14 protein-coding genes are annotated in these 14,389 nt (G+C 55.0%); 10 read left to right on the forward strand and 4 right to left on the reverse strand.

Annotation, left to right across the window (positions count from 1 at the left end):
- Positions 1-24: 24 nt before the first annotated feature.
- Together degQ and zapG are read right to left on the reverse strand one after the other, a co-directional pair.
- Positions 25-1,401, reverse strand: a complete 1,377-nt coding sequence (gene degQ / locus ACSZPU_RS00560; RefSeq protein WP_498994429.1) for a serine endoprotease DegQ — start codon at positions 1,399-1,401, stop codon at positions 25-27.
- A 170-nt stretch (positions 1,402-1,571) separates the two neighbouring features.
- Complete coding sequence (gene zapG / locus ACSZPU_RS00565) at positions 1,572-1,970, reverse strand: Z-ring associated protein ZapG (RefSeq protein WP_498994431.1); 399 nt, start codon at positions 1,968-1,970, stop codon at positions 1,572-1,574.
- A gap of 189 nt (positions 1,971-2,159) precedes the next feature.
- On the opposite strand from zapG, the gene zapE reads away from it, so the two are divergent.
- The 5 genes from zapE (at position 2,160) to sspB (ending at position 5,863) form a co-directional block, all read left to right on the forward strand.
- Positions 2,160-3,284 carry a cell division protein ZapE gene (gene zapE, locus ACSZPU_RS00570; protein ID WP_498994432.1) on the forward strand — a complete coding sequence of 375 codons (1,125 nt, stop codon included), beginning with the start codon at positions 2,160-2,162 and terminating at the stop codon, positions 3,282-3,284.
- A 288-nt stretch (positions 3,285-3,572) separates the two neighbouring features.
- A complete protein-coding gene (rplM, locus tag ACSZPU_RS00575) occupies positions 3,573-4,001 on the forward strand; it encodes a 50S ribosomal protein L13 (RefSeq protein WP_013364512.1) in 429 nt (142 codons plus the stop codon).
- Positions 4,002-4,016: 15 nt separating this feature from the next.
- Entirely contained in the window at positions 4,017-4,409 is a 393-nt protein-coding gene (gene rpsI, locus ACSZPU_RS00580) for a 30S ribosomal protein S9 (RefSeq protein ID WP_002437466.1), read from the forward strand.
- A gap of 313 nt (positions 4,410-4,722) precedes the next feature.
- Positions 4,723-5,361 (forward strand): stringent starvation protein SspA, encoded by a 639-nt coding sequence (gene sspA, locus ACSZPU_RS00585; RefSeq protein ID WP_498994435.1) that lies wholly within the window; start codon positions 4,723-4,725, stop codon positions 5,359-5,361.
- 4 nt (positions 5,362-5,365) lie between these two features.
- A complete protein-coding gene (gene sspB, locus ACSZPU_RS00590; protein ID WP_498994437.1) occupies positions 5,366-5,863 on the forward strand; it encodes a ClpXP protease specificity-enhancing factor in 498 nt (165 codons plus the stop codon).
- A 31-nt stretch (positions 5,864-5,894) separates the two neighbouring features.
- Here the strand turns inward: sspB and ACSZPU_RS00595 are convergent, their stop codons facing one another.
- Complete coding sequence (locus ACSZPU_RS00595) at positions 5,895-6,545, reverse strand: TetR/AcrR family transcriptional regulator (protein ID WP_498994439.1); 651 nt, start codon at positions 6,543-6,545, stop codon at positions 5,895-5,897.
- A 165-nt stretch (positions 6,546-6,710) separates the two neighbouring features.
- Here ACSZPU_RS00595 and ACSZPU_RS00600 point away from each other — a divergent pair, with 165 nt between their 5' ends.
- The 5 genes from ACSZPU_RS00600 to ACSZPU_RS00620 are packed head-to-tail and all read left to right on the forward strand — an operon-like array spanning position 6,711 to position 12,881.
- Positions 6,711-7,499 carry a 3-ketoacyl-ACP reductase gene (locus ACSZPU_RS00600; protein ID WP_498994441.1) on the forward strand — a complete coding sequence of 263 codons (789 nt, stop codon included), beginning with the start codon at positions 6,711-6,713 and terminating at the stop codon, positions 7,497-7,499.
- A 15-nt stretch (positions 7,500-7,514) separates the two neighbouring features.
- Positions 7,515-8,747 carry a Gfo/Idh/MocA family protein gene (locus ACSZPU_RS00605; RefSeq protein ID WP_498994443.1) on the forward strand — a complete coding sequence of 411 codons (1,233 nt, stop codon included), beginning with the start codon at positions 7,515-7,517 and terminating at the stop codon, positions 8,745-8,747.
- A complete protein-coding gene (locus ACSZPU_RS00610; protein ID WP_498994445.1) occupies positions 8,677-9,510 on the forward strand; it encodes a sugar phosphate isomerase/epimerase family protein in 834 nt (277 codons plus the stop codon). Before ACSZPU_RS00605 ends, ACSZPU_RS00610 begins: the two co-directional genes overlap by 71 nt.
- 57 nt (positions 9,511-9,567) lie before the next feature.
- Entirely contained in the window at positions 9,568-10,803 is a 1,236-nt protein-coding gene (locus ACSZPU_RS00615; RefSeq protein ID WP_498994447.1) for an MFS transporter, read from the forward strand.
- A gap of 11 nt (positions 10,804-10,814) precedes the next feature.
- Positions 10,815-12,881 carry an FAD-binding protein gene (locus ACSZPU_RS00620; protein WP_498994449.1) on the forward strand — a complete coding sequence of 689 codons (2,067 nt, stop codon included), beginning with the start codon at positions 10,815-10,817 and terminating at the stop codon, positions 12,879-12,881.
- 84 nt (positions 12,882-12,965) lie between these two features.
- On the opposite strand, the gene ACSZPU_RS00625 is transcribed toward ACSZPU_RS00620, so the two are convergent.
- The gene (locus tag ACSZPU_RS00625) at positions 12,966-14,384 is read right to left on the reverse strand and encodes a glutamate synthase small subunit (RefSeq protein ID WP_498994451.1); all 1,419 of its coding nucleotides are present in this window, start codon (positions 14,382-14,384) and stop codon (positions 12,966-12,968) included.
- Positions 14,385-14,389 lie beyond the last annotated feature (5 nt).

The following is a 14,389-nucleotide window of genomic DNA, read 5'->3' on the forward strand; positions in this document are numbered from 1 at the left end:
GGTGATGTCCGGGATCGCATTTGCTTAGCGCAGCAGTAAATAAATGGTTTCGTTACCGCGCATGATTTGCAGAGCCATCACCGACGGTTTGGTTTCCAGGACTTTGCGCAGTTCAGCGATAGATTGTACTGGCGTGCGGTTAATGCCAATGATCACGTCATCTTTGTGCAGGCCCGCCTGAGCCGCGGCGCTGCCTTTCTCGACGTTCTCGATATTGATACCTTTCGTACCGTCCTTGAGTTGACCATCGCTCAGCGATGCGCCCTGCAGTGCCGGGGAGATCAGTTCCGCGCTGGCGGAAGACGAGGTACTCTTATCCAGTGTAACTTCAACATCCTGCGGTTTGCCGTCGCGCAGAATGCCTAACTTCACTTTTGCGCCCGGTTCGGTCGTTGCAATGCGTGAACGCAGCTCGGCAAAGCTGTTCAGCGGCTTGTCGTTGAGGCTGACAATCACGTCACCCGATTTGATGCCTGCTTTTGCCGAACCGGAGTTCGGCAGCACTTCGCTGACAAAGGCGCCGCGCTGCACATTCAGGTTAAAGGCTTTGGCGATGTCGGCGCTCATCTCTGTGCCTTTAATGCCCAGCAGGCCGCGTTTAATTTCACCGAATTGAATCAGCTGGCGGGAAAGCGTCTGCGCCATGTTACTGGGGATGGCGAAGCCGATGCCCACGCTGCCGCCGCTCGGTGCGAGGATCGCGGTGTTGATGCCGATAAGCTCGCCGTTCAGGTTCAATAGCGCGCCGCCGGAGTTGCCGCGGTTAATTGAGGCATCGGTCTGGATAAAGTTTTCCAGCCCTTCGAGATTCAGCCCGCTGCGACCCAGCGCAGAGACAATACCGGATGTCGCCGTTTGCCCCAGTCCGAACGGGTTACCCACGGCGACAACAAAATCACCAACCCGCAGTTTATCGGAATCAGCGATGGCGATTTGCGTTAGGTTGCTGGGGTTTTGCAATTGCAGCAGCGCAATGTCGCTTTGGTCGTCGCCGCCAATTAGTTTGGCCTCGAACTCACGACCATCGTTGAGCTGGACATTGATTTTTTGCGCCTGGTTGATGACATGGTTGTTCGTCAGCACATAACCTTTTGCCGCATCGATAATGACCCCGGAACCCAATCCCTCAAAAGGCTGAGCCTGCTGCTGTTGCTGATCGGGCAACTCGTCGCCGAAATATTTTTTCAGTTCATCAGGGACTTTCTGTCCTTGTACCGCCGTACCTTCCACCTGCACGCTTACAACGGCAGGCAACACTTTCTCCAGTACCGGCGCGAGGCTGGGAAGCGCACCCTGGCCTGGAACCTGCGATGGCATAGCGGCCATCGTCTGGAGGGGTGCCGAGAGAGATAACCCGACACTTAACGCTAACGCACTCAACAGCTGGGTTTGTTTCTTCATTGACGCTGGCTCTCGCAACCTAAAGTGAAAGGGAAAACGATGCAAAACAGTTTGATGTTATTGAAATTTCAACCGAGTAACAATGCGGTTAATGACTAAATAATAGCTGTGATTATAAAGACAGGACGGGCGCAACCTGTGCGCCCGTTAAAAATGCGGTAATAAAGTGGTTATTTGCGGTTTGCGTTGCCGCGCAGTAAGCCGGATGCGCCTTCGGAATAGTCACGAGGAATTTGCACCGGAGCCTGATCGTTGCCCGCTTCGGACTCCGCCAGACGGTTGCGGAATGGGTTGTCTTCGGCAGACATTTCCGGCAATAAGCTGGTGGAGCTTTTGGCCATGTGCTGATAAAGCTGGCGGCAATCATGCGCCATATTGTCGAGAAGTTCTGCGCTGCGAGCGAAGTGATTAACCAGCTCTTCGCGGTACTCTTCCAGTTCTGCTTTATTTTTTTCCAGCTCGTACTGCATAGCCTGTTGCTGGCGTAATTTCCGGTTTCCAAAACGCATGGCCACGGCACCAATAATGATACCAACTACTAACCCAATTAGCGCGTATTCCCAGGTCATGTACTTCTCCCATTGTCTTATGGTTCCGTAGGGTAATGGCTGCAAGCTCCTTGCCTGCGCCTGATTATGCCACTATAACCGCTATTCGCGCAGAAGTGGAATCCCGACGCGGCATCGCGTAGGGTAGAACGACCTTTTTTTCGCCAACCCTGTGGGCAGGATCGATTTTCAAGGAATAACGATAACACCATGCAGAGCCTTACCCCGACATCGCGTTACCTCAGTGCCCTCAACGAGGGTAGCCATCAGCCAGATGATGTGCAAAAAGAAGCCGTTAGCCGGCTGGATCGAATTTACCAACAAATTGTGACCAAAGAACAATCCGCCCCGCAAAGCGGTGGGTTGATGGCGAAATTTGGCAAATTATTGGGCAAGCGTGAGTCGATAGCGCTGACGCCTGTGCGCGGCCTTTATATGTGGGGTGGTGTAGGGCGAGGCAAAACCTGGCTGATGGACCTCTTTTATCAAAGCCTGCCCGGTGAGCGGAAACAGCGTCTGCACTTCCACCGTTTTATGCTGCGCGTACATGAAGAATTGACGCAATTACAGGGGCATAGCGACCCGCTGGAGATTGTTGCCGACCGCTTTAAAGCGGAAACCGATGTGCTGTGCTTTGATGAATTCTTCGTTTCTGACATCACCGACGCCATGCTGCTCGGTGGGCTGATGAAAGCACTCTTTGCCAGAGGGATTACGCTGGTCGCCACCTCGAACATTCCGCCGGACGAACTTTATCGTAACGGTTTGCAACGGGCGCGCTTTTTACCCGCTATTGATGCCATCAAACAGTACTGCGACATCATGAATGTCGATGCGGGTGTGGACTATCGCCTGCGTACGTTGACCCAGGCCCACCTGTGGCTCTCGCCATTAAATGAAGAGACCCAGCAGCAGATGGATAAGCTCTGGCTGGCGCTGGCCGGGGCGAAACGCACGCAGTCCCCGACGTTGGAGGTTAATCACCGTCCCCTGGCGACGCTGGGCGTGGAAAACCAGACGCTGGCGGTATCGTTCGCTACGCTGTGTGTCGATGCCCGCAGCCAGCACGACTATATTGCGCTCTCACGCCTGTATCACACCGTAATGCTGTTTGATGTGCCGATAATGACACCATTAATGGAGAGCGAGGCGCGGCGTTTTATCGCGCTGGTGGATGAATTCTACGAACGGCACGTGAAGCTGGTGGTGAGTGCGGCGGTTCCGCTGTATGAGATTTACCAGGGTGAGCGGCTCAAGTTCGAATTTCAGCGCTGCCTGTCACGTCTGCAGGAGATGCAGAGCGAGGAGTACCTCAAGCGTCAGCATATGCCATAAATGCCACCCTCTCCCACGGGAGAGGGGCCTGGGCAACGGCATCAGGCCGCACATCACCAAACACTGAAAAACCCGGCGCAAATCACAAATAGGGGTCGATCTTTGACCTCGACTTCTCTATAATCCTGCGACCCCACGTTACAAGAAGGTTTTTTTCCCAAAACTTTCTCTGCGCCGGCATAGGCTATTCGAAGGGGTAGGTTTGCTGGACAATGTCGTGTGAACCTCAACTGACTAAACGTTTGGGTGTTCACCAACGTGTAACTTATTTATTTGGGTAAGCTTTTAATGAAAACTTTTACAGCTAAACCAGAAACCGTACAACGCGACTGGTATGTTGTTGACGCGACAGGTAAAACTCTGGGCCGTCTGGCTACTGAACTGGCTCGTCGCCTGCGCGGTAAGCATAAAGCGGAATACACTCCGCACGTTGATACTGGTGACTACATCATCGTTCTGAACGCAGAAAAAGTTGCTGTAACCGGCAACAAGCGCGAAGACAAAATGTACTACCACCACACCGGCCACATCGGTGGTATCAAAGAAGCGACCTTTGAAGAGATGATTGCCCGCCGTCCTGAGCGTGTGATTGAAATCGCGGTTAAAGGCATGCTGCCAAAAGGCCCGCTGGGTCGTGCTATGTACCGTAAACTGAAAGTTTACGCTGGCAACGAGCACAACCACGCGGCACAGCAACCGCAAGTTCTTGACATCTAATCGGGATTATAGGCAATGGCTGAAAATCAATACTACGGCACTGGTCGCCGCAAAAGCTCCGCCGCTCGCGTGTTCATCAAACCGGGCAACGGTAAAATCGTAATTAACCAGCGTTCTCTGGAACAGTACTTTGGTCGTGAAACTGCCCGTATGGTAGTTCGTCAGCCTCTGGAACTGGTCGACATGGTTGAGAAACTGGATCTGTACATCACTGTTAAAGGTGGTGGTATCTCTGGTCAGGCTGGTGCGATCCGTCACGGTATCACCCGCGCTCTGATGGAATACGACGAGTCCCTGCGTTCTGAACTGCGTAAAGCTGGCTTTGTCACTCGTGACGCTCGTCAGGTTGAACGTAAGAAGGTCGGCCTGCGTAAAGCACGTCGTCGTCCGCAGTACTCCAAACGTTAATTGCTTTCTGCGAAAGCAGAACGATTGGCGAAAAACCCGGTTTATACCGGGTTTTTTTATGGATAAAAATCACGTTATCCACAGCAATGAGTTGATTATCTCTTCTTTTTCAGCATTTCCAGAATCCCCTCACCACAAAGCCCGCAAAATCTGGTAAACTATCATCCAATTTTCTGCCCAAATGCCTGGGATTGTTCATTTTTTGTTTGATTTTTAAACGAGAGTGATTGTGTGCGTGGGTGGCTTACCAACATCTGGCCGGTCAAATTACGACTGGTAGCAGTAAAAATACTGAATATACCTGGAGGTTTTCATGGCTGTCGCTGCCAACAAACGTTCGGTAATGACGCTGTTTTCTGGTCCTGTTGACATCTATAGCCATCAGGTCCGTATCGTGCTGGCAGAAAAAGGTGTCAGCTTCGAAATTGAGCACGTGGAAAAGGATAATCCTCCTCAGGATCTGATTGACCTCAACCCGAATCAAAGCGTACCGACTCTTGTCGATCGTGAACTCACTCTGTGGGAATCACGCATTATCATGGAATACCTGGATGAGCGTTTCCCTCATCCGCCGCTGATGCCGGTTTACCCGGTTGCGCGTGGTGAAAGCCGTCTTTACATGCATCGCATTGAGAAAGACTGGTACTCGCTGATGGAAGTGATTATGGCCAGCAGCGGTGCGCAGGCTGATAACGCCCGCCGTCAACTGCGTGAAGAACTGATGCAGATTGCGCCGGTGTTCGGTCAGAAGCCGTACTTCCTGAGCGATGAATTCAGCCTGGTCGATTGCTACCTGGCACCGTTGTTATGGCGTCTGCCGATTCTGGGTATTGAACTCAGCGGCGCAGGCTCGAAAGAGCTGAAAGGCTACATGACGCGTGTTTTCGAACGCGATTCTTTCCTCGCGTCTTTAACAGAAGCCGAGCGCGAAATGCGTCTGGGCCGGGGTTAATTGAATGGACTTGTCGCAGCTGACACCGCGTCGTCCTTACCTGCTGCGGGCTTTTTATGAGTGGTTGCTCGACAACCAGCTCACCCCGCATCTGGTGGTCGATGTCACGTTGCCGGGCGTGCGCGTACCCATGGAGTATGCGCGCGACGGGCAAATCGTGTTGAACATTGCGCCGCGAGCTGTAGGTAATCTTGAGCTGGCGAATGACGAAGTGCGTTTTAACGCGCGCTTCGGCGGCGTCCCGCGTCAGGTTGAAGTGCCGCTGGCCGCTGTTCTTGCTATTTACGCACGTGAAAACGGTGCGGGCACGATGTTTGAACCTGAAACGGCATACGATGAAAGCGTGGTCACGATGAATGACGACGACGAAACATCTCTGCCGGACAGCGAGACGGTGATGTCGGTTATCGACGGCGACAAACCCGACCACTCGGACGATAACGATCCGGATGACGATCCTCCACCGCGCGGCGGGCGTCCATCGCTGCGTGTGGTGAAGTAACACAAGGCAGGGTCAATCGACCCTGCTTTTTTTATGCCTGCGATCCCGGCGCCAGCCAACACGAGATCGTTTCCCGCATCACCTTACGCCTCGTTACCAGCGCATCCGGACGCTTAAGATCCTGCTGATAGATGATCGACAGCGTCGACTGGTTAATCAGATAGAAAAAACCCAGTGCCGACATCGTGATGTTTAGCTGCATCGCGTCGATGCCCGGTCGGATCGTCCCATCCTGCTGACCGCGTTCCAGAATACGCTGGGTAATCGAAAGCCAGCTGCTGTTAATGGGCACAATGGTGTCCACGCCCTTGAGGTGACGCGCTTTGAGTTGGTTTTCACTGTTGAGTAGCTGGATAAACTCCGGATTCTCAAGGTAGTAGTGCCAGGTGAAATCCATCAGCTCAAGTACTGCATCACGGGCAGGCAGATGATCCAGCTCCAGGGCGGCCTCTTTGGTACGAATATCCCGGTAGGCTACCTGCAGCACATGCGTAAACAGCGTGTCCTTGTTCTCGAAGTAATAGTAAATCAGCTGCTTGTTCACGTTCGCTGTCGCGGCGATCTGATCAATCCTCGCCCCGTCAAAACCGTTTTCAGCGAACTCCTTCTTTGCCGCATCGAGAATCAGGCTTTTTGTGAGATCCGGATCATGCCTGCGCTTCGTTCTGGCTTCCCCTTTCATAGATTCTCCATTCAATTTATTGTTTTAATTGTAGTTTTAAATAAATCAACCAGTTGGTTGATTTTGAGATGTCGATCATGAATTTAATTTTTCTCTCTTTCTATACTGCTTTCGTAGTTTCAACTGATTAGTTGAAATGTTTGGCACTCATCAGGGAGTATGCTCATGATCCATTCGCAACGTCCGGTAGCATTGGTGACAGGCTCGACACGGGGAATTGGTAAAGCGTGTGCATTGGCGCTTGCCAGAGCCGGATTTCACGTCGCAATTAACGGACGCGATAACGAAGAAGGTCGCGCCCGACAACAAGCCATGGTAGCGGAATTACAACAATTTGGCATCGAAGCACTGGCTTTACCGGGTGATGTTTCTGATTTAACGCTCCAGCAAGGGATGCTGGATGCCGTTTTACAACGCTGGGGGCGACTGGATTGTGTCGTCAATAACGCCGGGACGGCGGCAAAGCAGCGTGGCGACCTGCTGGAAGTCACCGCGGAGAATTACCAGTATTGCCAGGATGTTAATACCCGGGCAATGTTCTTTTTTTGCCAGAAAGCCGCGCGCGCCATGCTCCAGCAGGGCGAATTAAACGACCAGCATCGCTCTATTATCAATATTACTTCGTGCAGCGCCCACAGCCTGTCGATTTCCCGGGGCGAATATTGTGTATCAAAAGCGGCCGCCAGCATGGTGACCCAGCTGTTTGCACTACGCCTGGCGGAAGAAGGCATCGGCGTTTATGAAATCCGCCCTGGCATTATCGAAACCGACATGACCAGCGGCGTGAAACCGAAATATGACCAGTTGATCGGCGGCGGTCTGGTGCCTATGAAACGCTGGGGCCAGCCGACGGACATTGCCGTGGTCGTCGATGCGCTGGCAAGCGGCAATTTACCTTTCACTGTCGGTCAAATTATTGATGTCGACGGCGGCCTGAATAAATCCCACTTTTAATCGCGAGGCACAGCAATGGCTACAATTTCCGTTGGCATCATCATGCATGGCGTAACCGGGCGGATGGGCAAAAATCAGCACCTGATCCGCTCCATCGTGGCAATCCGTGAACAGGGCGGCGTTGAGCTGGCGAATGGCGACAGACTGATGCCGGATCCGATCCTGATTGGTCGTAATGAAGAAAAAATTGCCGCACTGGCGAAACAAACCGGTATCAGCCGTTGGGGCACGGACCTGGATGCGGCGCTGGTCAACCCGAACGACACCATCTTTTTCGATGCCGCTACCACCCAGGCGCGTCCGGGCTTACTGAAAAAAGCCATCGCCGCCGGCAAGCATATCTACTGCGAAAAACCGGTCGCGGTAAGCCTGGCAGAAGCCGTCGAACTTTATCACTACGCGGAGCAGCAGGGCGTTTGCCATGGCGTCGTGCAGGATAAACTGTGGCTGCCGGGGCTGCGTAAACTGCAAATGCTCAACCAGGCCGGTTTCTTTGGTCAGGTGCTGTCGGTGCGCGGTGAGTTTGGTTACTGGGTATTTGAAGGCGATTTGCAGCCAACCCAGCGCCCGTCCTGGAACTACCGCCAGGAAGATGGCGGCGGCATCATCCTCGATATGATCTGTCACTGGCGCTACGTCGTCGACAACCTGTTCGGCGAAATCAAAAGCATCAGTTGCTTGGGCGCGACCCATATTCCGGAACGTTTTGACGAGCAGGGCAAGGCCTATAAAGCCACCGCTGACGACGCCGCTTACGCCACCTTTGAGCTGAAAAACGGCACCATCGTGCAGATCAACAGCTCCTGGTGTGTCCGCGTACGCCGTGATGACCTGGTGACCTTCCAGGTGGATGGCGTGAACGGCTCTGCCGTGGCAGGCCTGACAGACTGCCTGACGCAATCCCGCGTCAATACGCCAAAACCGGTCTGGAATCCGGATGTCCGCCAGACGCACGACTTCTTCGAAGACTGGTCTCCGGTGCCAGACACCACCACTTATGACAACGCCTTCAAAGTGCAGTGGGAGTTGTTCCTGCGCCATGTGCACGGCGAAATCGATTTCCGCTGGAACCTGCTGGAGGGGGCGAAAGGGGTGCAACTGGTTGAACTGGCGCCAGCAAAGCTGGAAAGAGCGCCGCTGGGTCGATGTTCCGTCACTGGTGCGCTAAGGAGGCCGTATGCAACAGCCCGATCCACGGCGTTTATCGCTGAATACCGCCACCGTCCGCCAGCAGTGGACGCTGGATAAGATTATCGACGGCTGCGCCCGTCATGAAATCCGCGGCATCTCGCCGTGGCGCGACCAGGTTCAGGCACTTGGCCTGGAACGTACCGCGCAGATGATCCGCAGTAATGAACTGACCGTCAGCGGCTATTGCCGCGGCGGGATGTTCCCCGGCATCGATGAGGCGGCGCGTCGTGCGGCGGATGACGATAACCGCCGGGCGGTGGATGAGGCGTTGGCAGTGAATGCCACCTGTCTGGTGCTGGTGGTCGGCGGCCTGCCGGGCGATTCGAAAGATATTGCCGGGGCTCGCAGCCAGGTGCGGGATGGCCTGGGTCGCCTGCTGGAGTATTCGCGCAAGGTGGGAATGCCGCTGGCGATTGAACCACTGCACCCGATGTATGCGGCAGACCGTGCCTGCGTCAATACGCTGGAGCAGGCCAACGACCTGTGCGATGAACTGGGTGATGACGGGTTAGGGATGGCTGTCGATCTCTATCACACCTGGTGGGATCCGAAGTTTTTCCAGCAGGTAGAGCGCGCCGGACGTAAACGTATCCTGGGTTTCCATATCTGCGACTGGCTGGTGCCGACACAGCATCTGCTGCTGGATCGCGGCATGATGGGGGATGGCGTGATCGATATTCGCGCGGCCCGTCAGGCGGTGGAAGCTCTGGGGTATCAGGGGGCACACGAAGTGGAGATTTTCTCCGAACACGACTGGTGGCAACGCGACCCGGATACGGTGCTCGCTACCTGCAAAGCGCGTCATTTAACACATTGTTAATCAGATTTTGGCTGTATCTGATGTCTCGTCAGTCTTACCAGGTTAGTCGAGGGAATTATGAATACAGATACAAAAAAGATGATACTGGTGTCGGTACTGTGTGGCCTTGGCTACATGATGTACTCCGTCGACCGTATGACTGTCTCTTCCGCCATTGGACTTATCGCAACGGATTTTGGGCTCGGTAGAGCCCAGTCCGGGATCCTGATGAGTTCGTTCTTCTACGGCTTTATTGGCTTCTTATTTATCTCCGGGATTATCGCCGACAAACTCAGCGGCAAACCGGTACTGATTCTTGGCCTGGTGATGTTCTCGCTCGCGACGATCCTGACCGGTGTCGCAGGCAGCCTGACGTCGTTGATCTTTTACCGTGTGATGACCGGGATCGGTGAAGGGGTCTTCTGGCCCGCAGCATCGCTGGAAGTGGCCAACGTCACCACCGAGAAGCAGCGTACGACGGTGATGTCATTGTACTGGATGGGCTATCCGATTGGTGGCTTCTTCGGTACCTGGCTTGGCGCGATGTTAGGTCCGGTGTACGGCTGGCGCGTCGTGTTTTATGTGGCCGGGGCGCTGGGTCTGCTGGTGGCGCTGGCGTATACCGTGATGGTGAAAAACGAGCCGAAAAAAGTTGTTGTCGCCACGGCAAAAGAAAAAGTCCCGTTAAAACAGCTCTTTCGTAACCAGTCCGTGATGCTGATGGCGTTCTATTACTTCCTGCTGCTGAGCGGCTGGTGGATTGTCCTGCTGTGGGCGCCGACCTTCCTGATGAATGTGAAACAGCTGTCTATCAGTACCGCAGGGACGGTTGCCAGCCTGTTGGGGCTGACCGGGGCACTGGGCGGCTTCCTGCTTGGGCGTCTGTGTGACCGGGGGGATTTCTCCCGTAAGCGCGCAGTGCTGATTGGTATCACGCTCGCCAGCAGCCTGCTAATGGCTGCGATGGTCTTGCAATTGCCGGTCTTTGCCGTAGTGATCCTGGTGTTGTTCCTGGTGTTGTTCCTGGGGTTGCTCGGTTATCCGATCACGCCATTGGTACTTTCGTTCACTGCCGAACTGGTGCCACCGCAGCTTCGCGGTTCTGCGATTGGCTTTGTCATGAATGTCGGTATGACGGCCGGTGGCATTTCGCCCGTTATGGACGGGTATTTCGCGGATAAATATTCCATGTCTACCGTCTGGTTCGTCGCGGCCTGCGTGATGGTCGTCAGTTCGGTACTGCTGCTGGGGGTACGTAAAGCGTCCAGGCCAGTAAAAGAGATGGAAATATCAGGACTGTCATCACGCGTTTAACGAGGTAAAACATGACCACAGCGATCCCGCAATCGATCCTAGAAGCGCTTACGAATGTGTCCATGCCGCGCCATGTCACGATGGCACAGCCGCAGCAGATGCTGGAAGTCGAGGGGTACCGTATTCCGGTCTACCGCAGCGAGGCGTTAGTGATTGGCAGCGGTGCCGCCGGGCTGCGTGCCGCGGTAGAGTTGCGCCGCCGTAAAGTCGATGTTCTGGTGGCGACCCAGACACTGTTCTGGGGAACCTCGGCCTGCTCCGGGTCGGATAAACAGACCCTGCATACTGCTTCGACCAGCTTTCGGGGGGATAATTTTACGGCTCTTGCCGGCGCGATTGGCGCAGGCGGCGCGATGGATGCCGATACCGCGTATGTAGAGGCGGTCGGTTCGGTGGAGGCGTTTATCGGCCTGAAAAGCATCGGTTTGCCCTTGCCGGAAGATCGCTACGGCGCCGTATTGCGCTACCAGACCGATCACGATGAAGTCGGACGCGCCACCAGTTGTGGGCCACGGACTTCCCGCCTGATGGTGAAAGTACTGGCGGAAGAGGCAGTATTGCTTGGCGTGCCGTTTTTCGATCATGCGACGGCGGTGCGTCTGCTGACCGAAGGCGAAGGGGAACAGCGTCGGGTTGCCGGGGTGCTGGCGATTGTGAAAGGCGCACGTCAGGAGGATAACCCGTGGGGATTGTGCCTGATGCGCAGTGCGACGGTAGTGCTGGCGGCTGGCGGGCCGGGCGAACTGTTTCGCGACAGCGTCTACCCGAAACGCTGCTTTGGTTCGCTGGGGCTGGCGCTGGAGGCGGGAGTGGCGACGGTCAATCTGACGGAACATCAGTTTGGCATCGGCACGCGCCGGGATGAGTTCCCCTGGAACCTTTCCGGGACCTACGTGCAGAGCATGCCGTATATCTACTCGGTAGATGGTCAGGGCGAGGAGCATAACTTCCTTGCCCGCTACTATCGCACCACGCGAGAACTGGCCTCAAATATCTTTCGTAAAGGATATCAGTGGCCGATTCACGCCACGCGGATGCTCGATTTTGGCTCCAGCCTGGTGGACCTGGCTATCTACAACGAGTCGCAGGCCGGGCGCACCATCTACATGGATTTCAATCGTAATCCGTTGCCAGTACCGGGCGATGAACCGTTCGCCATCGGCAATCTGGACGAGGATGTTTACAACTATCTGCGCAATAACAATGCCTGTCTGGAGCTGCCCATTGCGCGTCTGCAACGGATGAACCCACTGGTCATCGAGCTCTATAAACATCATGGTCATGACCTGACAACGCAGCCGCTGCCGTTTAACGTCAATCACCAGCATATGAATGGCGGGATTGCGGTGGATACATGGGGCCATTCGTCGCTAAGCGGCTGCTATGCGATTGGCGAAGCGGCGGGCACCCACGGTGTGACGCGTCCCGGCGGCGCGGCGTTGAATGCCGGACAGGTCTTTGGGCTACGCTGTGCGAAGCATATTGCTGCGACCCCGCGTACGGCATCGCAATCGGTTTTTACCGCCGAAGCGGCTGAGCTGCTGCTGCAGATCCAACGTGACAGCGAACATCCTCAGGCGTTGCGGATTGAGGATGTTCGCGACGAAATCCAGCAGCGCATGAGCGAGCGCGCCGGGTTTGTCTGCGATGCCGCGCGGGTACCCGGTGCCGTTCAGGCGGCGCGTCGGCTCAATCAGTGTATTGTGCAAAACGGGGTGGCGATAACCCATCCAAACCAGGCGGCGTTTAGCCTCCAGTGGCGGCAAATGGCGCTGGCATCGGAAGCGTTACTGGTGGCGCTGGAAACCTATATTGCCCGTGGTGGTGGCAGTCGTGGCGCACGGATGCTGTGCTCAGCGCAGGGCGATGTTGCCCCACAAACGCGTGAAGGCGTGCTGTCTGAGTTTCGTTTTCTCTCCGAAAAGGCGGAGCACCGGCAGGAGCAATTGCAGGTGACCTGGCGCCACGGCGGGTTTGTCGTTGAACCGAAGGCGTTACGCACGCTTGACGATCTGTCGACGATCTTCTTTGAGAAGAACTGGCCGGATTACCTGACCGATGGGATCTACCGGCGTTAATACCAGTCTGCTTACGGCATAAACAAAGCCGGATGGTGTACCATCCGGCTTTTTCTTACCTGTCCTGATTTTTCGGGAAAACCCTTATACTTCAAGCCAGTTCATGATGCCGTCTGCCGCTTTACGGCCTTCGGCAATCGCGGTTACCACCAGATCGGAACCGCGAACGATATCGCCACCGGCGAAGATTTTCGGGTTGCTGGTCTGGAACGCGTTCTCGTTACCTTCCGGTGCGATAATACGGCCCTGAGAATCCAGCTCGACGCTGTGTTTCGCCAGCCATTCCATGCTGTGCGGGCGGAAACCAAACGCCATCACTACTGCATCAGCAGGAACCACGTGCTCAGAACCCGCAACGATTTCCGCACGACGACGGCCTTTGGCATCCGGCGCACCCATTTCGGTACGCGCCATTTTCACGCCGCAGACTTTACCGTTGGCATTGATTTCCACACCCAGCGGCTGCACGTTGAACTGGAATTCCACGCCTTCTTCACGCGCGTTTTTCACTTCACGGCGGGAGCCCGGCATGTTCTCTTCATCGCGACGGTAGGCACAAATAACGTGCTTCGCGTTTTGACGAATGGAGGTTCGTACGCAGTCCATCGCGGTATCACCACCACCCAGAACCACCACGCGTTTGCCTTCCATATTGGTATACGGTTCCTCAGGGGAGTCACCGAAGCCCATGATCTGCTTGGTGTTCGCGATAAGGAACGGCAGCGCATCGAATACGCCATCGGCATCTTCGTTTTCCAGACCACCGCGCATCGACTGATAGGTACCGACGCCGAGGAATACCGCGTCGTAATCTTTCAGCAGATCATCGAGCTGCACGTCACGACCCACTTCGATGTTCAGCTTGAACTCGATACCCATGTCGGTAAAAATTTCGCGACGACGAGTCATCACCTCTTTCTCCAGCTTAAAGGCCGGGATACCGAAGGTCAGCAGGCCGCCGATTTCCGGGTGACGGTCAAACACTACGGCTTTGACGCCGTTACGGGTCAGCACGTCGGCACATGCCAGACCTGCCGGACCTGCACCGATAATCGCCACGCGTTTGTCGGTTTGCTTCACGCCGGTCATATCCGGACGCCAGCCCATCTCGAACGCTTTATCGTTGATATAGCGTTCGATGTTACCGATGGTCACCGCGCCGAACTCGTCGTTCAGCGTACAGGAACCTTCACACAGGCGGTCCTGTGGGCAAACGCGGCCACAGACTTCCGGTAAGGTGTTGGTCTGGTGAGACAGCTCAGCCGCCTCGAAAATACGTCCTTCGTTGGCCAGTTTCAGCCAGTTCGGGATGTAGTTATGGACCGGACATTTCCATTCGCAGTACGGGTTACCACAGGAGAGGCAGCGATCTGCCTGCGCCTTGGCCTGGCCTTCGGAAAATGGCTCGTAGATTTCAATAAATTCAATCTTACGGATCTTCAGCGGTTTCTTTGGCGGATCAACGCGCTGTAAGTCGATAAACTGGTATACGTTCTGACTCATTGCTG

It is taken from the genome of Phytobacter sp. V69 (assembly GCF_965644215.1).
In the GTDB taxonomy this organism is placed as follows: Bacteria; Pseudomonadota; Gammaproteobacteria; order Enterobacterales; family Enterobacteriaceae; genus Phytobacter.